This window comes from Vibrio sp. ED002 (assembly GCF_023277445.1).
GTDB lineage: Bacteria > Pseudomonadota > Gammaproteobacteria > Enterobacterales > Vibrionaceae > Vibrio > Vibrio jasicida.
Genome location: NZ_CP080238.1, coordinates 1602326 through 1625992, shown reverse-complemented (window position 1 = coordinate 1625992; position 23667 = coordinate 1602326). Strand labels below are relative to the sequence as shown.

20 protein-coding genes, 14 tRNA genes and 1 pseudogene are annotated in these 23667 nt (G+C 45.4%); 11 read left to right on the top strand and 24 right to left on the bottom strand.

The window, feature by feature from the left end; genetic code table 11:
• Positions 1-9: 9 nt before the first annotated feature.
• The 18 genes from ITG12_RS07525 to lolB all read right to left on the bottom strand — a co-directional run bounded on the left by ITG12_RS07525 (position 10) and on the right by lolB (position 6182).
• Positions 10-84 (bottom strand) — tRNA-Gln (locus ITG12_RS07525).
• Positions 85-123: 39 nt separating this feature from the next.
• Positions 124-208: transfer RNA gene (locus ITG12_RS07520), tRNA-Leu, on the bottom strand.
• Between the two features lie 51 nt (positions 209-259).
• Positions 260-336, bottom strand: a tRNA-Met gene (locus ITG12_RS07515).
• Between the two features lie 41 nt (positions 337-377).
• A tRNA-Leu gene (locus tag ITG12_RS07510) sits at positions 378-462 on the bottom strand.
• 64 nt (positions 463-526) lie between these two features.
• A tRNA-Gln gene (locus ITG12_RS07505) sits at positions 527-601 on the bottom strand.
• A 30-nt stretch (positions 602-631) separates the two neighbouring features.
• Positions 632-716 (bottom strand) — tRNA-Leu (locus ITG12_RS07500).
• A 33-nt stretch (positions 717-749) separates the two neighbouring features.
• Positions 750-824, bottom strand: a tRNA-Gln gene (locus ITG12_RS07495).
• A gap of 16 nt (positions 825-840) precedes the next feature.
• A tRNA-Leu gene (locus ITG12_RS07490) sits at positions 841-925 on the bottom strand.
• Positions 926-951: 26 nt separating this feature from the next.
• A tRNA-Leu gene (locus ITG12_RS07485) sits at positions 952-1036 on the bottom strand.
• A 73-nt stretch (positions 1037-1109) separates the two neighbouring features.
• A tRNA-Met gene (locus tag ITG12_RS07480) sits at positions 1110-1186 on the bottom strand.
• Positions 1187-1266: 80 nt separating this feature from the next.
• Positions 1267-1341: transfer RNA gene (locus ITG12_RS07475), tRNA-Gln, on the bottom strand.
• A gap of 31 nt (positions 1342-1372) precedes the next feature.
• A tRNA-Leu gene (locus ITG12_RS07470) sits at positions 1373-1457 on the bottom strand.
• Positions 1458-1496: 39 nt separating this feature from the next.
• Positions 1497-1573, bottom strand: a tRNA-Met gene (locus ITG12_RS07465).
• A 284-nt stretch (positions 1574-1857) separates the two neighbouring features.
• Positions 1858-2949, bottom strand: a complete 1092-nt coding sequence (ychF, locus tag ITG12_RS07460; RefSeq protein ID WP_248873915.1) for a redox-regulated ATPase YchF — start codon at positions 2947-2949, stop codon at positions 1858-1860.
• 10 nt (positions 2950-2959) lie between these two features.
• Positions 2960-3550, bottom strand: a complete 591-nt coding sequence (pth, locus tag ITG12_RS07455) for an aminoacyl-tRNA hydrolase (protein ID WP_038872796.1) — start codon at positions 3548-3550, stop codon at positions 2960-2962.
• 151 nt (positions 3551-3701) lie between these two features.
• Positions 3702-4646 (bottom strand): ribose-phosphate pyrophosphokinase, encoded by a 945-nt coding sequence (locus ITG12_RS07450; RefSeq protein ID WP_010446481.1) that lies wholly within the window; start codon positions 4644-4646, stop codon positions 3702-3704.
• A 28-nt stretch (positions 4647-4674) separates the two neighbouring features.
• Entirely contained in the window at positions 4675-5547 is an 873-nt protein-coding gene (ispE, locus tag ITG12_RS07445; protein WP_042601478.1) for a 4-(cytidine 5'-diphospho)-2-C-methyl-D-erythritol kinase, read from the bottom strand.
• A complete protein-coding gene (gene lolB / locus ITG12_RS07440; protein WP_080774326.1) occupies positions 5544-6182 on the bottom strand; it encodes a lipoprotein insertase outer membrane protein LolB in 639 nt (212 codons plus the stop codon). Before lolB ends, ispE begins: the two co-directional genes overlap by 4 nt.
• 134 nt (positions 6183-6316) lie before the next feature.
• Between lolB and hemA the strand changes: the two genes are divergently transcribed.
• The 8 genes and pseudogenes from hemA (at position 6317) to ybaK (ending at position 14226) form a co-directional block, all read left to right on the top strand.
• Positions 6317-7573, top strand: coding sequence for a glutamyl-tRNA reductase (gene hemA / locus ITG12_RS07435; RefSeq protein ID WP_248873914.1), 1257 nt, complete (start codon positions 6317-6319; stop codon positions 7571-7573).
• A gap of 29 nt (positions 7574-7602) precedes the next feature.
• Positions 7603-8691 (top strand): peptide chain release factor 1, encoded by a 1089-nt coding sequence (prfA, locus tag ITG12_RS07430; protein ID WP_038872803.1) that lies wholly within the window; start codon positions 7603-7605, stop codon positions 8689-8691.
• A gap of 3 nt (positions 8692-8694) precedes the next feature.
• A complete protein-coding gene (gene prmC / locus ITG12_RS07425; protein WP_038872804.1) occupies positions 8695-9552 on the top strand; it encodes a peptide chain release factor N(5)-glutamine methyltransferase in 858 nt (285 codons plus the stop codon).
• A gap of 41 nt (positions 9553-9593) precedes the next feature.
• On the top strand, positions 9594-9977 hold the full coding sequence (locus ITG12_RS07420) for a SirB2 family protein (protein WP_038872806.1): 384 nt from the start codon (positions 9594-9596) through the stop codon (positions 9975-9977).
• Positions 9978-9982: 5 nt separating this feature from the next.
• Complete coding sequence (locus ITG12_RS07415; protein ID WP_038872810.1) at positions 9983-10792, top strand: SirB1 family protein; 810 nt, start codon at positions 9983-9985, stop codon at positions 10790-10792.
• A gap of 51 nt (positions 10793-10843) precedes the next feature.
• Complete coding sequence (gene kdsA / locus ITG12_RS07410) at positions 10844-11695, top strand: 3-deoxy-8-phosphooctulonate synthase (protein WP_038872813.1); 852 nt, start codon at positions 10844-10846, stop codon at positions 11693-11695.
• Positions 11696-11998: 303 nt separating this feature from the next.
• A pseudogene (ushA, locus tag ITG12_RS07405) lies at positions 11999-13660 on the top strand (bifunctional UDP-sugar hydrolase/5'-nucleotidase UshA).
• A gap of 92 nt (positions 13661-13752) precedes the next feature.
• Positions 13753-14226: a Cys-tRNA(Pro) deacylase gene (gene ybaK, locus ITG12_RS07400; RefSeq protein ID WP_095760918.1), complete on the top strand. Its 474-nt coding sequence runs from the start codon at positions 13753-13755 to the stop codon at positions 14224-14226.
• A 64-nt stretch (positions 14227-14290) separates the two neighbouring features.
• Here ybaK and rluF read toward each other — a convergent pair whose 3' ends face one another.
• The 3 genes from rluF to ITG12_RS07385 all read right to left on the bottom strand — a co-directional run bounded on the left by rluF (position 14291) and on the right by ITG12_RS07385 (position 16364).
• On the bottom strand, positions 14291-15406 hold the full coding sequence (rluF, locus tag ITG12_RS07395) for a 23S rRNA pseudouridine(2604) synthase RluF (RefSeq protein WP_038872822.1): 1116 nt from the start codon (positions 15404-15406) through the stop codon (positions 14291-14293).
• A gap of 103 nt (positions 15407-15509) precedes the next feature.
• Complete coding sequence (gene smrA, locus ITG12_RS07390; protein ID WP_038872825.1) at positions 15510-16091, bottom strand: DNA endonuclease SmrA; 582 nt, start codon at positions 16089-16091, stop codon at positions 15510-15512.
• A 132-nt stretch (positions 16092-16223) separates the two neighbouring features.
• Complete coding sequence (locus ITG12_RS07385) at positions 16224-16364, bottom strand: DUF3149 domain-containing protein (RefSeq protein WP_020198127.1); 141 nt, start codon at positions 16362-16364, stop codon at positions 16224-16226.
• Between the two features lie 260 nt (positions 16365-16624).
• Between ITG12_RS07385 and ITG12_RS07380 the strand changes: the two genes are divergently transcribed.
• Positions 16625-16701 (top strand) — tRNA-Pro (locus ITG12_RS07380).
• 451 nt (positions 16702-17152) lie between these two features.
• On the opposite strand, the gene ITG12_RS07375 is transcribed toward ITG12_RS07380, so the two are convergent.
• Positions 17153-17575 carry a hypothetical protein gene (locus ITG12_RS07375; RefSeq protein WP_038872828.1) on the bottom strand — a complete coding sequence of 141 codons (423 nt, stop codon included), beginning with the start codon at positions 17573-17575 and terminating at the stop codon, positions 17153-17155.
• A gap of 174 nt (positions 17576-17749) precedes the next feature.
• Positions 17750-18622, bottom strand: a complete 873-nt coding sequence (locus ITG12_RS07370; protein WP_038872831.1) for a TraB/GumN family protein — start codon at positions 18620-18622, stop codon at positions 17750-17752.
• A 458-nt stretch (positions 18623-19080) separates the two neighbouring features.
• Between ITG12_RS07370 and ITG12_RS07365 the strand changes: the two genes are divergently transcribed.
• A complete protein-coding gene (locus tag ITG12_RS07365) occupies positions 19081-21732 on the top strand; it encodes a beta-N-acetylhexosaminidase (RefSeq protein WP_248873913.1) in 2652 nt (883 codons plus the stop codon).
• Positions 21733-22181: 449 nt separating this feature from the next.
• The gene (locus ITG12_RS07360) at positions 22182-22874 is read left to right on the top strand and encodes an oligogalacturonate-specific porin KdgM family protein (RefSeq protein WP_038872835.1); all 693 of its coding nucleotides are present in this window, start codon (positions 22182-22184) and stop codon (positions 22872-22874) included.
• 331 nt (positions 22875-23205) lie between these two features.
• Here the strand turns inward: ITG12_RS07360 and ITG12_RS07355 are convergent, their stop codons facing one another.
• Positions 23206-23655 carry a DUF411 domain-containing protein gene (locus tag ITG12_RS07355; protein WP_045404869.1) on the bottom strand — a complete coding sequence of 150 codons (450 nt, stop codon included), beginning with the start codon at positions 23653-23655 and terminating at the stop codon, positions 23206-23208.
• Positions 23656-23667: the final 12 nt, after the last annotated feature.

Sequence of the window (23667 nt, the reverse complement as noted above, 5' to 3'; positions counted from 1 at the left end):
GGAGAATAATGGCAGGTCTACCTGGATTCGAACCAGGGAATGGCGGCATCAAAAGCCGCTGCCTTACCGCTTGGCGATAGACCTACGGGTGATAGTCAAAAGACATATCAAATTAGAAAAGTATGGTGCGGTCGGAGAGACTTGAACTCTCACACCTTGCGGCGCCAGAACCTAAATCTGGTGCGTCTACCAATTCCGCCACGACCGCGACTTTTCTAAATCATCTAGGAAATTGGTAAAACCTAGACAATAAAATAAATGGTGGCTACGACGGGATTCGAACCTGTGACCCCATCATTATGAGTGATGTGCTCTAACCAGCTGAGCTACGTAGCCAACAATATGTTTTAGCAACATATGTATTCTTTTAATTAAGATGGTGCGGTCGGAGAGACTTGAACTCTCACACCTTGCGGCGCCAGAACCTAAATCTGGTGCGTCTACCAATTCCGCCACGACCGCATCTTAATTGTTGTTATCGAGAGAATTGGTAAAACCTCAATAACGTCCCTTTAAAGGAATAATATGGCAGGGCTACCTGGATTCGAACCAGGGAATGGCGGCATCAAAAGCCGCTGCCTTACCGCTTGGCGATAGCCCTACAGTGCTCTAATAAAAGAGACTTTAATAATGGTGCGGTCGGAGAGACTTGAACTCTCACACCTTGCGGCGCCAGAACCTAAATCTGGTGCGTCTACCAATTCCGCCACGACCGCATAACTACTGAGTAAACTCAATAATTAAAATAGTGGCAGGTCTACCTGGATTCGAACCAGGGAATGGCGGCATCAAAAGCCGCTGCCTTACCGCTTGGCGATAGACCTGCAGGCAATAAATATATGGTGCGGTCGGAGAGACTTGAACTCTCACACCTTGCGGCGCCAGAACCTAAATCTGGTGCGTCTACCAATTCCGCCACGACCGCATATATTTATTTAAGTTGTTTCAAGATGGTGCGGTCGGAGAGACTTGAACTCTCACACCTTGCGGCGCCAGAACCTAAATCTGGTGCGTCTACCAATTCCGCCACGACCGCATCTTGAAATCTATTAACCATTAGTTAATTGGTAAAAACTAATCGTTATAACTTTTCTTTCATTAAGAAAGAATGGTGGCTACGACGGGATTCGAACCTGTGACCCCATCATTATGAGTGATGTGCTCTAACCAGCTGAGCTACGTAGCCATCTTTTTGAGCGAGACAATATAAACCTTCACGCTCTAAGTGACAACCCTTTTTCTTAAAGGAATCCCACTTTGGAATAATGGCAGGTCTACCTGGATTCGAACCAAGGAATGGCGGCATCAAAAGCCGCTGCCTTACCGCTTGGCGATAGACCTGCAGGCAGTAGTATTTCTACCACTTAATACATGGTGCGGTCGGAGAGACTTGAACTCTCACACCTTGCGGCGCCAGAACCTAAATCTGGTGCGTCTACCAATTCCGCCACGACCGCATCTATTCCTAACAATTCTAATAAAAGAACGTTTAGGAATGGTGGCTACGACGGGATTCGAACCTGTGACCCCATCATTATGAGTGATGTGCTCTAACCAGCTGAGCTACGTAGCCAATACCATGTTTTCCGTTCTCGTCGCTAAGTTGCCTTGTTGTCGGGAACGGCGCGCATTATGCGAAGTTGAGTGAGATCCGTCAACAGTTTTTTTCAATAAATCCCGCAAAATCCATCGTTCGCTTCCTTTTTAAACAAAGAGGCGTGTTTATGATCTAAAACTGGAAATAAATTGGCTTGGAGCGAGGGAGTTTATTTCGTGTTGTTTATGAAAGGTATAAAAAAAGCCAGCATGCTAGCTGGCTTTTTGTGTAAATGAAGTGTTTAAAATTCATTCACTTAGTTATACATTGAAGCGGAAGTGTACAACATCACCATCTTTAACGATGTATTCTTTACCTTCTAGACGCCATTTACCCGCGTCTTTCGCACCGCTTTCACCGTTGAATTGGATGAAATCATCGTAGCCGACAACTTCTGCACGGATGAAGCCTTTTTCAAAGTCAGTGTGGATTTTACCAGCTGCTTTAGGTGCGCTTGCACCAACAGGGATTGTCCAAGCACGAACTTCTTTCACGCCGGCGGTGAAGTAAGTGTGTAGGTTAAGCAGTTCGTAACCCGCACGAATTACACGGTTTAGACCAGGTTCTTCGATACCGAGATCTGCAAGGAACTCTTCACGCTCGTCGTCTTCTAGCTCAGCCATTTCTGATTCGATAGCCGCACATACTGGAACAACTACGTTGTTTTCTTTTTCTGCGTACTCACGTACAGCGTTTAGGTATGCGTTATCTTCAAAACCGTCTTCGTTCACGTTAGCGATGTACATAGTCGGTTTTAGCGTCAGGAAGTTTAGGTAACCTACTGCTGCTAGCTCTTCTTTAGAAAGCTCAACGGTACGTGCCATGCCGCCTTCTGTCAGAACTGGAAGTAGCTTCTCTAGCACAGTCAGTTCGAATTTCGCGTCTTTATCGCCGCCTTTTGCTTTTTTAGCGTTACGCTGAATCGCGCGCTCACAAGCATCAAGGTCAGCCATTGCTAGCTCAAGGTTGATAACTTCAATATCTTCGATTGGAGATACTTTACCAGCAACGTGAACGATGTTGTCGTTTTCAAAACAACGTACAACGTGACCAATCGCGTCAGTTTCACGGATGTTCGCTAGGAATTTGTTACCTAGACCTTCACCGCGTGATGCACCAGCAACGAGACCAGCGATGTCTACGAATTCCATTGTAGTAGGCAGAACTTTCTGTGGGTTAACGATCTTCGCTAGTGCGTCTAGACGTAGATCTGGCACAGGAACCACACCAGTGTTTGGTTCAATGGTACAGAACGGGAAGTTTGCTGCTTCAATACCCGCTTTAGTTAGTGCGTTAAACAGAGTTGATTTACCAACGTTAGGTAGACCAACGATGCCACATTTAAAACCCATGATAGTAACCTTATTCAGCTTTGAACGTGTGGAGGCGATTTTGCGCTTTTGATAGGCCATCCTTTATTAGGATGTCTAGACAACGAACCGACTCGTCGGCTGCGGCGTCTAGTAGCTCTTGCTCTTTCGCTGGAGCTTTGCCTAGTACAAAACCTGCCACTTTATCTTTGTGTCCTGGATGGCCGATGCCGATACGAAGACGATAAAAATCTTTGTTATTGCCCATTTTGCTAATCGTATCACGTAGGCCATTGTGACCTCCGTGACCACCACCTTTCTTAAACTTAGCGACACCTGGAGGTAAGTCTAGCTCGTCATGAGCAACCATGATCTCTTCTGGTTTAATTTGATAAAACTTCGCTAATGCCGCGATCGCTTTACCAGAAAGATTCATAAACGTGGTGGGGATGAGCAAACGGAGATCCTGGCCATTGACCATAATGCGTCCGGTTAGGCCAAAGAACTTTGGTTCGTTCTTCAGGGTAACGTTGTGAACGCGAGCTAATTCTTCTACAACCCAAGCGCCCGCATTGTGGCGAGTTTTGGCGTATTCTGGTCCCGGATTAGCAAGACCAACAAGAAGTTTGATTGGTTGAGTCAAGGTTAGGATCTCTCTGGAATCTCAAAAAGCGCAGTATGATAGCACAGAATTCTCACAGTGGGCGACCAAGGGATTTTCTGCCTATCGATACAAATAAAAAAACACCCCAAAGAGGGGTGCTTTTAAAATCAGTCTAACTGAAATGTTCGTATTAGTTGAACATTGCAGAGATTGACTCTTCGTTGCTGATACGACGAATCGCTTCAGCTAGCATGCGAGATAGGCTTAGTGTGGTCACTTTGCCAGTTGCAGCCATCTCTTTAGATAGAGAGATAGAGTCAGTTACGATAACTTGGTCAAGAACAGAGTTCTTGATGTTGTCTGCAGCGTTACCAGAGAAAACAGCGTGAGTTGCGTAAGCGAATACACGCTTAGCACCGCGCTCTTTTAGCGCTTCAGCTGCTTTACATAGTGTGCCACCTGTATCGATCATGTCATCAACGATCACACAGTCACGACCTTCAACGTCACCGATTAGGTTCATTACTTCAGAAACGTTTGCACGTGGACGACGCTTGTCAACGATAGCGATGTCGATGTCGCCTAGTGCTTTCGCTGTTGCACGAGCACGAACTACGCCACCTAGGTCAGGAGAAACCACTACTGGGTTTTCTAGACCACGAGATTGCATATCTTCTAGCAGTACAGGCGTACCGAAGATGTTATCAACAGGTACATCGAAGAAGCCTTGGATTTGCTCAGCGTGTAGGTCGATAGTCAGAACGCGGTCAACACCAACGTTAGATAGGAAATCAGCAACAACTTTTGCAGTAATTGGCACACGAGAAGAACGTACACGACGATCTTGGCGAGCGTAGCCGAAGTAAGGAATAACTGCAGTGATACGGCCTGCTGAAGCACGGCGCATTGCATCAATCATAACAACCAATTCCATTAGGTTGTCGTTAGTCGGTGCACAAGTGGATTGAATGATAAAAACATCGCTACCACGAACATTCTCGTTGATTTGAACTGCAACTTCGCCATCAGAAAAGCGAGAAACAGATGCATCACCTAGAGAGATGTAAAGACGATCAGCAATACGTTGGGCTAGTTCAGGTGTTGCGTTACCAGCAAATAGCTTCATATCAGGCACGGTGGAAACCTCGGGTTTGCGTCCAGTTTTAAATAGGTCGGTGTTGGGCTGATTGGTATTCAGCCAAAGTCTCTTTTAGTGGCGAGATATTGCGCCCTTGAGCGACAAATGCCGAGACATTATCAGAGAGTTGTGCAAGGATAGCTTTTGCTTCCGCTTTGCTTGAAAATTCAGCAAAAACGCAAGACCCTGTCCCCGTCAATCTTGACGGCGCGTATTGTAGCAGCCATGAAAGTTGCTTATCAACCTCTGGGTAGAGCATTCGTACAATTTTTTCGCAATCGTTTACGCTTGGCGTGTTTAAAAGCGTTTCTAAATCGCGTTTTGGCGTGTTTCGAGTCAAATCCGGATGACTGAATATGTCGACGGTTGCAATGGAAACATTTGGACGAACGACCAAATACCATTTCTCATCTGGATGAGCTGGCGAAAGTTTCTCGCCAACACCTTCCGCAAACGCTGCAAAGCCACGCACAAAAACGGGTACATCAGCACCAAGCGCAAGGCCGATTTCGGCTAATTCATCATCACTTAAGTGGGTTTGCCATAGGTAATTAAGCGCAACTAAGGCCGTTGCCGCATTAGATGAACCTCCGCCAATACCACCGCCCATAGGTAAGATCTTATGAAGATCGATATGTGCACCGTATGAGCAATTAGCGTAGCGTTGCAATGCTGTGGCGGCTTTCCAGATCAAGTTGTCTTTTAGAGGAACACCTTCAATTTCAGGTGAAATTGTGATCTCGCCAGAGCCATTCGCTTGGATGCTAAGTTCATCGCCGTGATCGACGAATTGGAATAAGGTTTGTAATTCGTGGTAGCCGTTTTCAGTTCGGCCATTGATATAAAGAAAGAGATTCAATTTCGCTGGTGAAGGCCAACGGGTTGAAAATTCGATCATTGGGTGATGTTCCATTTTGTGATCACTAAATTAATTTTTACGTCTGCAGTACTTAGCTTGAGTTTGTTCGGTAATGGCAACGCTTGTTCGTGCCAGGCCACATCCCCATACCGTTGGTAGGCAATGTTCCAATCGTTCATACCAATCTGCTTGTCCAGCGCTTGCAAGGTATTGGTCGCTGAGAGTTGGAAGGAGTCTGCATCCGTTGGAAGGCCAAGTAGCCAATCCGGCATGTGATCAACAGGCATCATTAAGCCCGTTAATCGGTAAATCAATTGATTGGCATTACGCGCAGAAAGTACTTGGTCGTCATAGGTTTCTACAGTCGCACCTTGTGGTGTAATCGTGAGTTTTAATGCGGTTTGACCAAGTAGAGTAGTTAAGCGCAATTGGCTTAAGGTGGAAGAGTGTTTCCAGAAAAAATTCAGACTTTGCCTTTGGTCGGGGCCAATGTAGCCAAGCTTGCCCGTGGCTTGAAAGTTATCAATGGTTTCTAGTCGCTGTTCATGTGCTTGCCACTCAACACTGGTGACACTCTCAGGAACAGAACTACAACCTGCAAGTACTATGCTCGATAAGAGCAAGATGAGAAAGGAGCGTAAGGTCATGTTTGATGGCTTATTAATCAGTTTCATCGGTAATCGCTCACAACTATAGCACTGAAAACAGAGACGAAGGAAAACAAATCCTGCTTACCCTTTCAATAAATGCGTGCTTACAGTAAAATTCTGAACCTATTTTATAACCGATCTCAGAGATACCACGTTAGATGTCCTTGCTTGCTATTGGAATCAATCACAATACAGCGTCTGTTGACTTGCGAGAGAAAGTGGCGTTCGGGCCCGATAAACTGGGCCCAGCACTTGAGCAACTCAGAGACCATGAAGCCGTTAATGGCTGTGTGATTGTTTCAACCTGTAACCGTACCGAAGTGTACTGCGACGTAAAGCAAGGAGCGCGAAATAAGCTTATCGACTGGTTAGCCCAGTTCCATCAAGTTAATCAAGAAGACTTGATGCCGAGCCTTTATGTCCATGAAGAGCAAGCGGCGATTAAGCACTTGATGCGTGTTTCTTGCGGCCTTGATTCACTGGTACTTGGTGAGCCTCAGATTTTGGGTCAGGTAAAACAAGCGTTTTCCGATTCCCGAGATCATCAGGCGGTGGATACGTCGATTGATAAGTTGTTCCAAAAAACTTTTTCTGTCGCAAAACGTGTTCGAACTGAAACTGATATTGGTGGTAATGCGGTGTCAGTGGCTTACGCTGCTTGTACACTGGCAAAACACATCTTCGAATCACTTTCTGATTCTACGGTGTTGTTGGTGGGCGCAGGCGAAACCATCGAACTGGTGGCGAAGCACTTAGCCTCCAATGGCTGCAAGAAAATGATTGTGGCTAACCGAACCAAAGAGCGTGCATTGTTATTGGCAGAGCAATTTGGTGCTGAGGTGATCAGCCTGAATGAAATTCCTGACCATCTACCAAGAGCGGATATCGTAATTAGCTCAACAGCGAGTCCGTTACCTATCATCGGTAAAGGCATGGTGGAAACGGCATTGAAAAAACGTCGTCACCAGCCAATCTTGCTTGTAGATATCGCCGTGCCACGAGATGTGGAAGCGCAAGTCGGTGAATTGAGCGATGCTTACTTGTATTCGGTGGATGACTTACAGTCGATCATCGATAACAACATTGAGCAACGTAAAGTCGAAGCGATTCAAGCGGAAGCGATTGTTAGCGAAGAAAGTGCAGCATTCATGACGTGGATGCGCTCGCTGCAAGCGGTCGACAGTATTCGTGATTATCGTAAATCGGCGAACGAAATTCGTGAAGAATTATTGAGTAAGAGCCTACAATCATTGGCAACGGGCGCAGATCCTGAAAAGGTCCTGCGTGAGCTTAGTAATAAACTCACCAACAAACTGATTCACGCTCCTACTCGTGCATTGCAAAGTGCGGCCGAGCAGGGCGAACCAGCAAAATTAACGGTTATCCGCCAGACCCTTGGTTTGGATGATCTGTAACTCACGCTTTTTATTAAGAAAACGACACTATGAAAGCCTCTATTCTGACTAAGCTAGAAACGCTAGTAGAACGTTACGAAGAAGTACAACATCTTCTTGGTGATCCTGATGTAATTGGTGATCAGGACAAATTCCGTGCTCTATCAAAAGAGTACTCGCAGCTAGAAGAAGTAACTCAGTGCTTCCAAGCGTATCAGCAGGCAAAAGAAGATCTAGAAGCCGCTGAAGAGATGGCGAACGAAGACGACGAAGAAATGCGTGAAATGGCGCAAGAAGAGATCAAAGAAGCAAAAGAGGCGATTGAGCGTCTTACCGACGAGCTTCAAATCTTATTGCTACCAAAAGATCCAAACGACGAGCGTAACTGTTTCTTAGAAATCCGTGCGGGCGCAGGTGGTGACGAAGCGGGTATCTTCGCAGGTAACTTGTTCCGCATGTATTCTAAGTTCGCTGAGAAGAAAGGATGGCGCGTTGAAGTGATGAGCAGCAATGACTCAGAACAAGGCGGCTACAAAGAGATGATCGCGAAAGTGAGCGGCGATGGCGTTTACGGTGTGCTTAAGTTTGAATCAGGTGGTCACCGTGTACAACGTGTACCAGAGACTGAATCTCAAGGTCGTGTTCACACTTCAGCGTGTACCGTGGCAGTGATGCCTGAGATCCCAGAAGCGGACTTACCAGAAATCAAAGCAGCCGATCTGAAGATTGATACATTCCGTGCATCTGGCGCGGGTGGTCAGCACGTCAACACCACGGATTCTGCAATCCGTATTACCCACTTACCAACAGGTACAGTAGTAGAGTGTCAAGACGAGCGTTCACAGCATAAGAACAAAGCGAAAGCGATGGCAGTACTTGCTGCTCGTATCGTTCAAGCAGAAGAAGAGCGTCGTGCTGCAGAAGTCTCTGATACACGTCGTAACCTACTAGGTTCTGGTGATCGTAGTGACCGTATCCGTACTTACAACTACCCGCAAGGTCGTGTATCTGACCACCGCATTAACCTAACTATCTACCGTTTGAACGAAGTGATGGAAGGTGACCTGCAAAGCTTGATTGAACCAGTGGTTCAAGAGCACCAAGCAGACCAACTTGCGGCGCTAGCTGAGAACAACTAATCGATGAGCCAAGTTCAATCGATTGAGCAAGCACTGAAAAGTGCAACGGCAATTCTGACAGAAGGCGGCAAAGAGTCGCCTTCTCTCGATGCGGCTGTCCTCCTTTGTCACGTCCTAGGCAAACCAAGAAGCTACCTGCTCACTTGGCCAGAAAGAGCATTAGAAGCGGAACAACAAGCTCAGTTTGAGATGTTGTTAGAAAGACGCATCGCAGGTGAACCAGTGGCTTACATCATTGGTGAACGTGAGTTCTGGTCTTTGCCGTTAAAAGTCTCCCCTTCTACCTTAATTCCAAGACCAGATACCGAACGTTTGGTTGAAGTCGCACTAGATAAAACCTTTGATCAGACCGGGCCGATTCTTGACCTTGGTACAGGCACAGGAGCGATTGCCTTAGCTTTAGCGTCTGAAATGCCAGCGCGTCAAGTGATGGGCGTGGATTTAAAACAAGAAGCAAAAGAGCTCGCAGAGTACAACGCGGCGCAACTAAACATTAAAAATGTGACGTTTGACCAAGGTAGCTGGTTTGAACCTATTGCCAGCGGAACAAAGTTTGCTTTAATTGTCTCCAATCCACCATATATCGACGAAAAAGACCCACACCTATCTCAAGGTGATGTGCGTTTTGAGCCAAAATCTGCGCTTGTTGCAGACGAGAATGGCTTAGCGGACATTCGATATATCTCCGATCTTGCTCGTCAATATTTGCAAGAGGGTGGATGGCTTGCTTTCGAGCATGGTTACGATCAAGGTGATGCAGTACGCGAAATCCTGACGAACTTTGGTTTCGAGCAAGTGATGACAGAAAAAGATTACGGCGGTAACGACCGAGTGACGCTTGGTTGCTTTAAGCCAAAATAATAACGAGCAAGTCAGCAGTAAACTTATAAAAGAGAAGAGAAATGTACGTAGCTCTAAAACACATTCACTTGGTGACGATCGCGCTGAGTGCAACACTATTGTCTATCCGATTTGCGTTGTTGATGATGAATTCTCCGAAACTCAACAATCGCTTTCTGAAAATTTTCCCGCATATTGTTGATACCGCGCTACTGCTATCTGGTATCGGTCTGATCATGGTGACCGGCTTTATTCCATTTACGGATGCCGCGCCTTGGTTAACCAACAAGATCACTTGTGTGTTGGCGTACATTGCTCTTGGTTTCTTTGCGATGAAGATGGCGAAGAACAAGTTGCTGAGAATCTTTGCTTTCTTCGGTGCTTTAGGCTGGTTGGTTATGGCCGCGAATATTGCCGTTTCTAAAAATCCAAACCTATTTGGGTAATCTTCATGCTTGAACTTTTTGACGAAGATTTTGACAACATCCCGTTGGTGGAAGGCGCCTTAGAGCTGAACCATTCCATTAACCCAGAAACCAATGTTCATTGGGCAAAACAAGAATTAGAGCGTCTGTACAAAGAAGCAGAAGCGACACTTGTTCATGAAACCGATGAAGAGCAACGCTTTGACTCATTCTTGCGCCTATTCTTCCATGAATGGGGATTTAAAGGGGATGAGCAAGAGTATTTTATCTCTGACAACAGCTTTATTGATAAGGTGCTAGAGCGTAAGAAAGGCATTCCAGTTAGCCTTGGTGCTATTCTGCTTTATCTTGGCAATCGTCTTGGTTTCCCGATGAAAGGGGTGACATTCCCAACTCAGTTCTTGATTAAGCTGGATTGGATGCACAAAACACCAGATTACATTAATCCGTTTAACGGTGAATACGTTGGCGAGAAAATTCTTCAAGCATGGTTGATTGGTCAAGAAGGTCCACTTGCGACGCTTAAACCTGAACATTTTGAAGAAGCCGATAACCCGACTGTAATTGGCCGTTGGTTAGCTTTGATTAAAAGTGCGATGCTGCGTGAAGAGCGCTACACACTGGCACTGCGTTGTACCAATCTTGCGTTGACGTTTGTACCTGATGACCCGTATGAAATTCGTGACCGTGGCTTTATCTTCCAGCAGTTAGAGTGTCTTCAGGTTGCCGCTTCCGATTTTGAGTACTTTATTGACCAATGCCCAGACGATCCGGCATCAGAGCTACTAAAATCACAAGTTAATGCGATGAACGAAAAGCACGTCACGCTTCACTAATTTTATCAATAGGCCGAAAGGCATATTGAGGACAGACAAAAGAGAATCAAAATGGAACAGAAAATCGTTAATATTGGCGACATTCAGGTTGCTAACGACAAGCCATTCACACTGTTTGCTGGTATGAACGTTCTTGAGTCTCGTGATCTCGCTATGCAGATCTGTGAGCACTATGTAAAAGTAACCGACAAGCTTGGCATTCCTTACGTATTTAAGGCATCGTTCGACAAAGCAAACCGAAGCTCTGTCCATTCATACCGTGGCCCTGGTCTAGAAGAAGGTATGAAGATCTTCCAAGAACTGAAAGACACGTTTGGCGTAAAGATCATTACTGATGTTCATACTGAAGCACAAGCTCAACCAGTGGCAGACGTGGTTGACGTTATTCAGCTTCCTGCATTTCTAGCTCGTCAAACTGACCTTGTTGAAGCAATGGCGAAAACAGGCGCGGTTATCAACGTGAAGAAACCTCAGTTCATGAGTCCAGGCCAAGTGGGTAACATTGTTGAGAAGTTCGCAGAATGTGGTAACGAAAACATAATCCTATGCGAGCGTGGCTCTTGTATGGGCTACGACAACCTAGTTGTAGACATGCTTGGTTTTGGTGTCATGAAGAACGCATCAAAAGGCAGCCCAATCATTTTTGACGTAACGCACTCATTACAAATGCGTGATCCATCGGGCGCGGCATCTGGTGGTCGTCGCGAGCAGACGGTTGAACTGGCAAAAGCGGGCTTAGCAACAGGCATTGCGGGTCTGTTCATCGAAGCGCACCCGACTCCAGACCAAGCTCGCTGTGATGGACCATCTGCATTGCCTCTAGACAAACTAGAGCCGTTCCTAGCGCAAATGAAATCGCTAGACGATCTAATCAAGAGCTTTGCAGACATCGATATCAAATAATCGATCGTTGTGAATGTTTGAATGAAATGGTCAGCCCGCGTGCTGGCCATTTTTGTATCGACACATTGATTCTGCCTCACTATCCTTTTCTCGCTTCCTTACCCCACCTTGGTTATGTCTATAATCTGTTTAAATTTGCGGCTGTTCAGTTCGTATAAGTAAAGTTCGTCGCAGAAACATGAAATCAATATGTTAGTGTTTTACACTATCTCAAGTTTTTGCGTCTCAATAAGTAAGAGTTGAGTTAGTTCTTCTCATTGAGCGTGCAATGCAGTGGACCCCAGACGATAAAAAGGTAAAACAATGAAGCAACGCCTGATTGTAAAAACCGCTTTAAGCGCCGCTATTCTGGCTATTTTAGCCGGATGTGCAACGCAACCAGCACACGAATGGAATGAAGATACAACGTACAAATTGACCGTACTGCACACCAACGATCATCATGGTCGTTTCTGGCAGAATAAATACGGCGAGTACGGCATGGCTGCGCGTAAAACGCTGATTGATGAACTGCGCGCAGAGATTCAAGCGGAAGGGGGCAGTGTGCTACTCCTATCAGGTGGCGACATCAACACAGGTGTACCTGAGTCTGACTTGCAAGATGCAGAGCCTGACTTTAAAGGCATGAGCAAAATTGGTTACGATGCGATGGCGCTCGGTAACCACGAGTTCGACAACCCACTCGAAGTGCTATTCAAGCAGCAAGAGTGGGCAAACTTTCCGATGCTGTCTGCCAACATTTACGACAAAGAAACTGGTAAGCGCTTGTTCCAACCTTATGCCATGTTCAACAAGCAAGGTATCAAGATAGCTGTTATTGGCTTAACCACTGAAGACACGGCGAAGCTAGGTAACCCTGAATTTATTGGCGAGGTTGATTTCCGCGACCCGAAAGAAGAAGCGAAGAAGGTCATCGCTGAGTTGAAAGAAACATAGCGGCCGGACCTTATTTTTGCAGTGACACACATGGGCCATTACGAAAATGGCAACCGTGGTGTGAATGCTCCCGGTGATGTGGCATTGGCTCGCTACCTAAATGAAGGTGACTTGGACATGATAGTGGGTGGTCACTCTCAAGAGCCTGTTTGTATGGAAGGTCCGAACGTCATCAAAAAGAACTTCATGCCAGGCGATGAATGTAAACCTGATGTACAAAATGGGACTTACATTGTGCAAGCGTATGAATGGGGTAAGTTTGTTGGCCGCGCGGATTACGAATTCCGTAATGGTGAGCTTTCTATGGTGAGCTACGATCTGATTCCAGTCAACTTGAAGAAGAAAATCAAAGTGAATGGCGAATCACAACGTGTGCTGATTCAAGATGAGATAAACCAAGATGAGACATTGCTTGAGTTTTTACGCCCTTATCAAGAGCAGGGTCAAGACAAGCTCAATGTGAAGATTGCTGAATCGAATGGGAAACTTGAAGGCGACCGTAACGTGGTTCGTTATCAGCAAACCAATCTTGGCCGTTTAATCGCAACCGCGCACATGGAGCGAGCGAAAGCAGACTTTGCTGTCATGAACTCAGGTGGCGTGCGTGACTCCATTGAAGCCGGTGATATTACCTACAAAGACGTACTAACGGTACAACCGTTTGGCAACATGGTTTCTTACGTCGATATGTCGGGTAAAGAAGTCTTAGATTACTTAAATGTAGTCGCAACTAAGCCCGTAGATTCAGGTGCTTATGCTCAGTTTGCGGGCATTTCTATGACTGTGGAAAATGGCAAGGTTTCGAACGTATTCATTGGTGAAAAGCAGTTACGCCTCGATGGCCAATACCGCTTTACCGTACCGAGCTACAATGCGTCAGGCGGTGATGGGTACCCGAAAGTAAATACGCATTCAGGCTACGTCAATACAGGGTTTACAGATGCAGAAGTGTTGAAAGAGTTCTTACAAACGCACAGTCCGATTGACGTAAATGAGTATGCCCCTTCTGGTGATATTGTTTACAAGTAAAAAGCGATTGACTCAAACTCGCGGATACCATTAACTTAAAGCGCTGCTACCGATAACGGAGCAGCGTTTTTTGTTTTATGAGGAGAATCTTGATGACTCCGGCCATTAATCTTGCGAAAAAGAAAAAAGTATCACACACCATTCACCAGTACGAGCACGACCCACGAGCGGACAGCTATGGATTAGAAGCGGCAGAAGTATTGGGACAAGATCCAAAGAAAGTCTTTAAAACGCTGCTGTTCTGTTTGAACTGCGAGCCTAAAAACCTAGCCGTTGCCATTATTCCTGTCGACCAAAAGCTGAATCTTAAATTGGCAGCGAAAGCGGCGAAGGGCAAAAAGGCCGATATGGCTGATCCGGAAATTGCACAAAAGACCACAGGATATGTTGTTGGTGGGATTAGCCCACTTGGACAAAAAAAAGCGCTGCCTACCTTTCTACATGAAAGTGCAACAGATCAAGACACCATCTGCGTGAGTGCGGGTAAGCGTGGTTTAGAAATCGAGTTAGCCCCGAAAGATTTGCTGAGTTTAACTCGTGGTCAATTTGCACCGCTGTGCTTGTAAGTTTAAGACAAACAAAAAGGACGCTCATGAGCGTCCTTTTTTGATCTTACCATTCAGTGAAGCGTTATTTCTTCAGGCTCAATGTGCCACCAGAACGTTTTGCAGGTTTGCTTGGCTTAGCGGCATTTGGGTTCATGTAATGCTGCTTAGGTTTACTCGGTGATTGAGGCTTTTCAGTTTTACCATATTCACCTTGAGGCTTAGTGCGTTCATTTTGTGGCTTTGCGTTGTAATGCTCTTTTGTTGGGCGTGCTTTTTCATCATCACGTTGACGACGCTGTTGGCCTTTTTTCGAATTCGGTGCATGACGAAATTCATCAGCATTGTTACCACGGAAAGTTCGTGTCTTCTGGTTACGACGAGCAGTAGAGTCTTGGTTTTCTTCACGGCTATCAAACAGCTTTGCGTCGGTCGCTTTACGAATATTACGCCCTCTAGAGTCTGTTTTTGATGCTTCTTCCGTACCCACTGAGCCTTCACACATTGCTAGGATCTCTGCCATTTCGTCGTCACTTAGGTAACGCCACTTACCATTAGGAATACCATCAAGTGAGATGTTCATAATGCGTACGCGACGCAGTTTGAAAACTTCGTAGCCTAGCGCTTCACACATACGACGGATTTGACGGTTCAAACCTTGTGTTAACACGATACGGAAAGAGAATTTGGTCTCTTTCTCTACTTTACAAGGCAGAGTCACCGTATCAAGGATCTTCACACCGCTCGACATCTGCTTAAGGAATTCGCCGGTGATAGGTTTGTCGACACGCACCACGTATTCTTTTTCGTGGTTGTTGCCTGCACGCAAAATCTTGTTCACGATGTCGCCATCGTTTGTTAGGAAGATCAAACCATCTGAAGGCTTGTCCAGACGACCAATTGGGAAAATACGCTTTTTATGACCGATGAAATCAACGATGTTACCAGGGATATCACGCTCAGTGGTGCAAGTGATACCGGTTGGCTTGTTCAAGGCAATGTAAATTGGCTTTTCTTTTGCCGCAACGGGGTTGCCATCGACGCAAACATCATCACCAGGTAGCACTTTTGTGCCCATCTCTGGTTGTTGACCATTAATGGTGACGCGGCCTTGCTCGATAAGGCGGTCTGCTTCACGGCGCGAGCAGAAGCCCGTTTCGCTGATGTATTTGTTTAAGCGTTTTGTGTTGTCTTGTGACATGTCGTCTCCTAACGTTTCACAACGGCGGTTAATTGAAGTGCCTTACTGCTAGATAAAGCAGCAAGACGAGATAAGGTCGGGCATTCTAGCACCGGGAGAGCGCTTAGCCTAACCGTTTTTGATGACGTTCTCGCGTCTCAAGCTTCTTCTCGGGGCTCTTTCTTAATAGAACGTACACAGCACCGCTGCCACCGTGAAATCGTTGCGCACTGTGTACACACTGCACTTCGCGGATTTGCTGCAACCAACTGCTGACATAACTTTTCATTAAGGCTGGTGGATTAGAACGTTCACCACGGCCATGCACTATTACCACGGTACGAATGTCCATTTGAATGCATTGCTTAAGGAATTTTACGACTTCGTCACGCGCTTCTTTCAACGTCTTACGGTGTAAATCAAGACGAGCTTGTATCGAGTACTTGCCCAAACGTAGCTTACGATAGACACCGTCTTGTACGCCATCACGTTTGAACTCGATAAAGTCATCTGGTTTCAGCATTTCTGCATGGTCAATCGACAAGTATTCAGGATCGTCTTCAGTTAACCAAATTGCTGCCTCGCGTTTAGCAAGGTGTGCATCGGTAACTTGGTGAACCTTTTTGTGTTCGGCGGTGTCATTGCTGATTGGCTTTACATCGCCCATCATCTGTTGGAACAGATCAAAATCGTCATCGTGAGACATAACGGCAATCTCATAAAGAACAGGATAAGTAGAGACAATTATATCAAGGACGTGTGTGAAAAGATCAAATAAAAAACCGGAGCAGGCAGGTTACCAACTCCGGTGCAAAGCGTTTCTAGAGCTAAGCGAGATCTAGTGAGGAGATTTGTCGTTCATGATCTTGTAAATGAAGAAACCGCTGAAAAACAACATCAGTCCAATTGTCCCAAAGATTACTATCATTGACGATAGTCCCACCGCATTACCAAATAGGAGTTCAAGCCAAAAGTCCATGTGTTTCCTCCAAGATAGTTCCGACATGGACCAAACTAATAGGTGGTGCTTTTTTACACACTGATCTGGATCAATTATGTTGCCAAGGTTAATAGTCTGTATTTTATTGTGGGTTCTTAGTCACATTTCACGTGCTAGTGTTCAGTAATTCATCAAACGAATTAAGACATTAGGTTTTTTCGCAAAAAGCACTTGCGTCTCTCAAAAGAATCCGTAATATACGCATCCGTTGACGGGGATAAGTCCTCAGTTAAACATCTCGGTGAATAGCGCAGCTTGGTAGCGCATCTGGTTTGGGACCAGAGGGTCGGGGGTTCGAATCCCTCTTCACCGACCATATTAGAGAAAGCCGTAGCAGAAATGCTACGGCTTTTTTGCATTTGAGGCTGGTAAAGCTTTAATGCTGCGTGAAGCAAGAGGGCGGGAGGCTGGAATGCCAGTCCTCTGGAAGCCCAGCCGCGTCGAATCCCTACTTCACCGACCATTTTCAGAAAGCCTGCTCAATGAGCAGGCTTTCGTCGTTTCAGCGGTCTCAAATTTGGCTTTGATAGTAGCGAACTAAATGGGGTTCGCCTGAAGTTAGAATATGGCTCTTCACCGACTTATTTTAGAAAAGCCGCAACAGAAATGTTGCGGCTTTTTACGTTTACGGTTTTTTTGAGTCGGGAGCGCTTCGCTTTAGGAATTGAGAGGTGTTCGCTAGAGGGCTAATGAAGTGCACTCGGCTTTGAAAGTTGTTGATGGAACTTGTTCCTAGAAAGACAAAACAAAGTCGCTTCCCATTTCCGCTATTTCACATCACAACTAATATCTTTAATTGGTGTTTCGGATGTGGTGAAACAGACATAAACCGTTTGTGGATTGTTTGGTCCTACCTTGATGTAGCCAGCTTGAAGTTCATCTTCATCAAACGTCACAGAGTGTGATTTCCCTGTTTTGCCATCGAAGTATTCGGCTTCAAAATTCTGATTGATTAGATGTGCGACGCGATTGCGAGTATGGGCAGTAGAAAAAGTAATGTTCGCACAGCGCATCATAGGTTTTTGGGTAATTAAGAACTGACCACTTTCTTTATCGAATACACCACCTTTAGTTTCTGGGGCGATATCGACGGGCTGGAATTCTTCAATCGTGCAAGATGGCTTGGCATTCGCTAACGAAGGTAAAAGTAGTGCGCTGGCTAGACATAATAATGAGGCTTTGAACGTCATAAGGCTCTTATCAAATTTGAGATTGTGTACAGGTTGAGTCGATAGTATCGGATAGATTGCTGGATTTGTCAGCGAAGCGTAAGTGTAGACTCAACAGCGTGGGTGCGGTGTAAGAGGATGTAAGTGCCCCGTCAATCAGGGCACTGATGTTCGTAGTGTAAATATTGTGCCCGTTTAGATGTCACAATCTGCTTTGCTAGTATTGCCCAGAGCTTCGATGTTAAAGCCGCGTTTTCTGAGTAAATCGATCAAGTTATCTTTACCAACTAAGTGCAAGCTACCGACCACAATGGTGTATTGACCTGCTTTCTTTGGCAGTACACTGCCTGAATCTAGCTTTTCAGCCCAATCATGGTTGCGCTCATACAGGAAAGCCTCATTAAATGCATCGGTAGACTCTGCGCTTTTAGACGCATCTTCTAAAGAGTTACCATCTCCAGTCTTCCAACTGTCGATCAAGCACTGTACCAAAGCCTCACCACCGTCATATTCTTCGATAGAAGAGAGCAGTAATTCTTTCCCGCCATCTTCTTGTCCAGCAATTAAGTCCAACTGAAATTGTACCGTTTCGAGTGGGATCACTGGCACATTTTGCTTATCAGCAAGCGTCATTAAGTGCATGTCGACACCTTGGTCTGAGGCATAGCCTAACTTATTCACTAGCAAGAGCTGAATCGTCAATGCTGCCGACCAAGGTGGTGCATTGAGTAGTTGTTCTTCCGGTAATCCAAGATCTTTTGCGATGTCAGCCAAGTGCTGACGTTGTTGTTTATCGAGGATGTCTTTCGCAAGTAGTTTTGTTTTTGGAAATGCAGCCCCTTCGGTATTTCTGATATCCGCTTCGATGATCAAACCGTCACTGTTGTTGAGGAACTGAGTCACGGCTTTCGGTAAAGGGTACATGCTTTTGTCGCCCACATGGACAGAACCAATAATCATGTATTCGGTGTCTCCTTTTTTTACCAACCAGTGTTGTGGCTCTGCTTGTGCGGAGTAGGAGGTGAAAAAAACAATCAAAGATGACATGACAGACAAGAGTCGAAACATATTTTGCTCCTCGAATTCAATATGCACCTTATCTATAACATGGTTCGGCAAAATCGTCATTTCTAAAAATATTGACGAGTTTTGACGGCATGGAAATGAGATCTAATTCACGAAAGCACTTCAATTGAGTTTGTTGTTAATGGATTACTAAATAACCAATAGTGATCAAAATCCTATAAAACCCGTCTAAACCCATCGATATTCGTGATTGAGATCGCAACAAACTCGTCAAAAAAAGTTGTTCGTTTTTGACGTTTTAATTAAGTAATTGAAATGTAAGTGTTTATATTTTCTTAAGCAATGCTGAATTTGACCTGGATCACTTCTTAGTTTCATTAATTTTACGCTTAGAAATAACTGCTTGTATGTTGAATGCAACTGTTAAGCGCCTCGCATTTAGGTGCTCACCATTTTTGATAAATGTCGTTTTGAACCACTGACTTTTTGGGGAAAGTAAGATGTTGAAACATAGTCTGATTGCTGCTTCTGTTATTGTTACATTGGCAGGTTGCTCTTCACTACAGAATTCTGAGCAACAAGTTGTAAACTCATTGGCTGACAACCTTGATATTCAATATGAAGTGTTGACTAACCACGGCGCTAACGAAGGTCTTGCATGTCAGGATATGGGCGCAGAGTGGGCGTCTTGTAACAAAGTCAACATGACACTGGTTAACCAAGGCGAAGCGGTTGACTCTCAAGATTGGGCTATCTACTTCCACAGCATCCGTCTGATTCTGGATGTCGACAACGAACAATTCAAAATCTCTCGTGTAACGGGCGACCTACACAAACTAGAACCAACAGACAAATTTGATGGCTTTGCGGCAGGTGAAGAAGTGGTTCTTCCTCTTGTTGCTGAATACTGGCAGTTATTTGAAACTGACTTCATGCCGGGTGCATTTGTTGCAGCGCCAAACGCAGAGCCTAAGATGATCGCGTCGCTTAATACAGAAGACGTTAATTCTTTCGTTACTGGCCTTGAAGGCAACAACCTAAAACGTACGCCTGATGACAACAACATCATGGCAAGTGCGGTATCTCGTTTTGAAAAGAACGAAGATCTAGCAAAACAAGATGTATCAACTACGTTGCTACCAACTCCAATGCATGTGAAAGCAGGCAAAGGCACAGTAGACATCGCAGGGGGTATTGCGCTGCCGAAAGACGCATTTGATGCGGCTCAATACGCAGCAATTCAAGATCGTGCAGAAGTGGTAGGTGTGGATGTTCGTGGTGATGTTCCTGTTAGCATCACGCTAGTTCCTGCAAACTTCACCGGTGAATTAGCAAAATCTGGTGCTTACGATATGAGCATCAACGGCAACGGTATTGTTATTAAAGCGTTCGACCAAGCTGGCGCGTTTTACGCAGTACAATCTATCTTTGGCCTGATAGATAGCCAAAATGCTGATTCTCTACCACAACTGTCTATTCAAGATGCACCTCGCTTTGATTACCGTGGTGTGATGGTGGATGTGGCTCGTAACTTCCACTCTAAAGACGCAATTCTTGCAACGCTAGACCAAATGGCAGCGTACAAGATGAACAAACTACACCTTCACTTAACGGATGATGAAGGCTGGCGTTTAGAAATCCCGGGTCTGCCTGAGCTGACAGAAGTGGGTGCTAACCGTTGTTTCGATTTGGAAGAGAAAAGCTGTTTACTGCCTCAGCTTGGCTCAGGTGCAACGACAGACAACTTTGGTTCTGGCTTCTTCAGCAAAGCAGACTACGTGGACATCTTGAAGTACGCGAAAGCGCGTAACATCGAAGTGATTCCTGAAATCGATATGCCTGCGCACGCTCGTGCAGCTGTGGTATCAATGGAAGCTCGTTACGACCGCCTAATGGAAGAAGGTAAAGAAGCAGAAGCGAACGAGTACCGCCTGATGGATCCTCAAGATACATCGAACGTAACCACGGTTCAGTTCTACAACAAGCAAAGCTTCATCAACCCATGTATGGAATCTTCAACTCGCTTTGTTGATAAAGTGATTTCAGAAGTAGCGGCAATGCACCAAGAAGCGGGCGCACCGTTATCAACATGGCACTTTGGTGGTGACGAAGCGAAGAACATCAAGCTAGGCGCTGGTTTCCAAGATGTGAACGCTGAAGACAAAGTAAGCTGGAAGGGTACGATTGACCTGTCTAAACAAGACAAGCCATTTGCACAATCTCCACAATGTCAGACGCTAATTGCAGACGGTACGGTAAGCGACTTTGCTCATCTACCAAGCCACTTTGCAGAGGAAGTGTCTAAGATTGTCGCTGAGAAGGGCATCCCTAACTTCCAAGCTTGGCAAGATGGTCTTAAATACAGTGAAGGTGAGAAAGCGTTTGCAACAGAAAATACTCGCGTAAACTTCTGGGACGTTCTTTACTGGGGTGGCACATCATCAGTGTACGAGTGGTCTAAGAAAGGTTACGACGTGATTGTTTCTAACCCTGACTACGTTTACATGGACATGCCATACGAAGTTGACCCGAAAGAGCGTGGTTACTACTGGGCTACACGTGCAACAGATACTCGTAAGATGTTTGGCTTTGCACCAGAGAACATGCCTCAAAACGCAGAAACGTCTGTAGATCGCGATGGTAATGGCTTTACTGGTAAAGGTGAAATCGAAGCGAAACCTTTCTACGGTCTATCAGCACAGCTTTGGTCTGAGACAGTACGTAACGACGAGCAATACGAGTACATGGTATTCCCTCGCGTACTAGCAGCCGCTGAGCGTGCATGGCACCGTGCTGATTGGGAAAACGACTACAAAGTGGGTGTTGAATACTCGCAAAACTCTAACCTAGTAGACAAAGCTGCGCTAAACCAAGACTACAACCGCTTTGCGAACGTACTTGGCCAACGTGAACTGGCTAAGCTAGAGAAATCTGGTATCGACTACCGCCTACCTGTACCAGGTGCGAAAGTAGAAGATGGCAAGCTAGCAATGAACGTTCAGTTCCCTGGTGTGAAGCTTCAATACTCTCTAGACGGCAAGAACTGGCTAACTTATGCAGACAATGCTCGTCCAAATGTGAAAGGTGAAGTGTTTATCCGCTCTGTATCTGCTTCGGGTGAGAAAACAAGCCGCGTGACTAGCGTGAAGTAATTCTGCTAATCATTCACTAAAATCATTGTTCCTTACTCAAAGCCCTCAACTTATGTTGAGGGCTTTATTTATTTTTCTACGGAAAATAAGCGTGATCAATGTCTAATTATTTTTTACTGATAATTAAGTTCGTAATTTAGAAAGAAAAGAAGAGTGTGATCTCGATGCTTATTTTGTGCCAAATTTGAGAGCCTAATTAGCTTCAGGTCACACTTTATTTTTTTGACGAATTTTTAGTTTTTATATCAAGTGACTGTATTTAATAAACTTTATTGGGTTTCGAAAATGCTGATTTGAATTGGGTCACTGTTTTAAATGATTTATTTTTCAATGCGAATTAAATTGCGCAGTATTGCTGTCGCCAGGGAGGCGCATCCCAATGTTTGCGATGAAGGGCAGTGATAGCCGGACATCTCATCGCATAACGTGAACAAATAAAGGCAGTAATTATGAAAAACGTTTTAGCACTAAGTGCACTTTCTCTTGTTTTCGCTTCAAGCGCTTTCGCAGACTCATCTTACGTAACGGGTAATATTCAATTTCACGATGATGGTCGAATTCACGGTTCGGACATGACATCAACGCTAGAAGCTGGCCACACTTTCGATAACCAATTCGGCGGCTTCACGGTTTACACTGAGTTTGATGGCATCCAACTTGGTAAGTTAGAAACTGAAAACGGCGGCGCAGGTAACACAACACCAGCTATCACTGTGGGTGGTGAGCAAGCATTTAACATCACTGATCACCTATGGGTTGCAGCAGGTTACCAGCATCTATTCTCTGCTGGGGAGAGCATTCAATACCGCCCGCTAGTTAAAATCGGCTACAACTTCGATAATGGTATCTCTCTAAGCAACCGTACTCGTGCACACATCGATGCAACAGACGCAGATGCGAAAACAGATTACCGCATGGATAACCGCATTGGTTACGCGATGAACGAAGACGTGACCTTCAGCTACAACAACGTTTACATGATTGATGCTGAAACCATGGACCACGAGTTACGTGCAACATGGACTCGTAAGGGCGTTCAACCTTACTTTGAGTTCCGTAGCCAAGCACACGGTGCAGAGAATGCATCAGGTGATAGCCTAGTAAACAACGCATTTGTATTCGGCGCATCTTACGGCTTCTAATTAAAAAGTTTGTCTAATACCCAAGTAACCTCGAGATGCTAGGTTCAGCGAGAATGACTTGGTTTGAAGGCAAGGCAACAATTTGAAGATCTAGTGGTTCTAAATCAAAAATTGTTAACAAAGCATGCAAGGCAAGACAACTCGCCCTCTGGGAGCGTGTCATTGACTCAATTGCTGTGTCAAACAACTTGGAAAGAGCTTGCTATTCCGCTTCGTTGTCTTCCTTGCACTCGAATCAATGACAACGCTCTGAACTCTGCATCTTGAAGTCACTTGGGTATATTTGTCCATTAAGAAAAAGCCCAGCGGTTTGTCTCGCTGGGCTTTATTTTTATTGCTCGTTACCTTTGTGGTAACGGTATTCGTATACTTGGCCTTTCTCGTTGTAGGCGTAAACAGCGTAGCTGTCTTTCTTATCGCCGTATTCCATGCCTGGTGAGCCCATTGGCATACCCGGTACAGTCAGGCCTTTTGCATTTCGAGGCGGGTTTTCTAAGAAGGCTTTAATGTCGGCGGCAGGAATATGACCTTCAAATACGTAGCCATCGATCTCCGCGGTGTGGCAAGAGTAAAGCTGTTCGTTCTTGATGCCCAAATCGCGTTTGATCGCATTCATGTCATCATGCAGCTTTTCTTCCACAGTAAAGCCGTTCTCTTCCATGTGTTTTGTCCATTCGCCACAGCAGCCACAGTATGGCGATTTGTGGTTGATGACATCAGCGGCTAATACGTTCGCCGATGTGACAGCAAGCATTGTAAAGGTCAATAGTTTCAACTTCATAATATCCTCGAG

What these genes read in the sequence shown, in the direction of transcription:
- ychF (WP_248873915.1), bottom strand. Translation starts at nt 2,949, where the DNA reads ATGGGTTTTAAATGTGGCATCGTTGGTCTACCTAACGTTGGTAAATCA.
- ispE (WP_042601478.1), bottom strand. Translation starts at nt 5,547, where the DNA reads ATGATCGAATTTTCAACCCGTTGGCCTTCACCAGCGAAATTGAATCTC.
- lolB (WP_080774326.1), bottom strand. Translation starts at nt 6,182, where the DNA reads ATGAAACTGATTAATAAGCCATCAAACATGACCTTACGCTCCTTTCTC.
- hemA (WP_248873914.1), top strand. Translation starts at nt 6,317, where the DNA reads ATGTCCTTGCTTGCTATTGGAATCAATCACAATACAGCGTCTGTTGAC.
- prfA (WP_038872803.1), top strand. Translation starts at nt 7,603, where the DNA reads ATGAAAGCCTCTATTCTGACTAAGCTAGAAACGCTAGTAGAACGTTAC.
- prmC (WP_038872804.1), top strand. Translation starts at nt 8,695, where the DNA reads ATGAGCCAAGTTCAATCGATTGAGCAAGCACTGAAAAGTGCAACGGCA.
- ITG12_RS07420 (WP_038872806.1), top strand. Translation starts at nt 9,594, where the DNA reads ATGTACGTAGCTCTAAAACACATTCACTTGGTGACGATCGCGCTGAGT.
- ITG12_RS07415 (WP_038872810.1), top strand. Translation starts at nt 9,983, where the DNA reads ATGCTTGAACTTTTTGACGAAGATTTTGACAACATCCCGTTGGTGGAA.
- kdsA (WP_038872813.1), top strand. Translation starts at nt 10,844, where the DNA reads ATGGAACAGAAAATCGTTAATATTGGCGACATTCAGGTTGCTAACGAC.
- ybaK (WP_095760918.1), top strand. Translation starts at nt 13,753, where the DNA reads ATGACTCCGGCCATTAATCTTGCGAAAAAGAAAAAAGTATCACACACC.
- rluF (WP_038872822.1), bottom strand. Translation starts at nt 15,406, where the DNA reads ATGTCACAAGACAACACAAAACGCTTAAACAAATACATCAGCGAAACG.
- smrA (WP_038872825.1), bottom strand. Translation starts at nt 16,091, where the DNA reads ATGTCTCACGATGACGATTTTGATCTGTTCCAACAGATGATGGGCGAT.
- ITG12_RS07385 (WP_020198127.1), bottom strand. Translation starts at nt 16,364, where the DNA reads ATGGACTTTTGGCTTGAACTCCTATTTGGTAATGCGGTGGGACTATCG.
- ITG12_RS07375 (WP_038872828.1), bottom strand. Translation starts at nt 17,575, where the DNA reads ATGACGTTCAAAGCCTCATTATTATGTCTAGCCAGCGCACTACTTTTA.
- ITG12_RS07370 (WP_038872831.1), bottom strand. Translation starts at nt 18,622, where the DNA reads ATGTTTCGACTCTTGTCTGTCATGTCATCTTTGATTGTTTTTTTCACC.
- ITG12_RS07365 (WP_248873913.1), top strand. Translation starts at nt 19,081, where the DNA reads ATGTTGAAACATAGTCTGATTGCTGCTTCTGTTATTGTTACATTGGCA.
- ITG12_RS07360 (WP_038872835.1), top strand. Translation starts at nt 22,182, where the DNA reads ATGAAAAACGTTTTAGCACTAAGTGCACTTTCTCTTGTTTTCGCTTCA.
- ITG12_RS07355 (WP_045404869.1), bottom strand. Translation starts at nt 23,655, where the DNA reads ATGAAGTTGAAACTATTGACCTTTACAATGCTTGCTGTCACATCGGCG.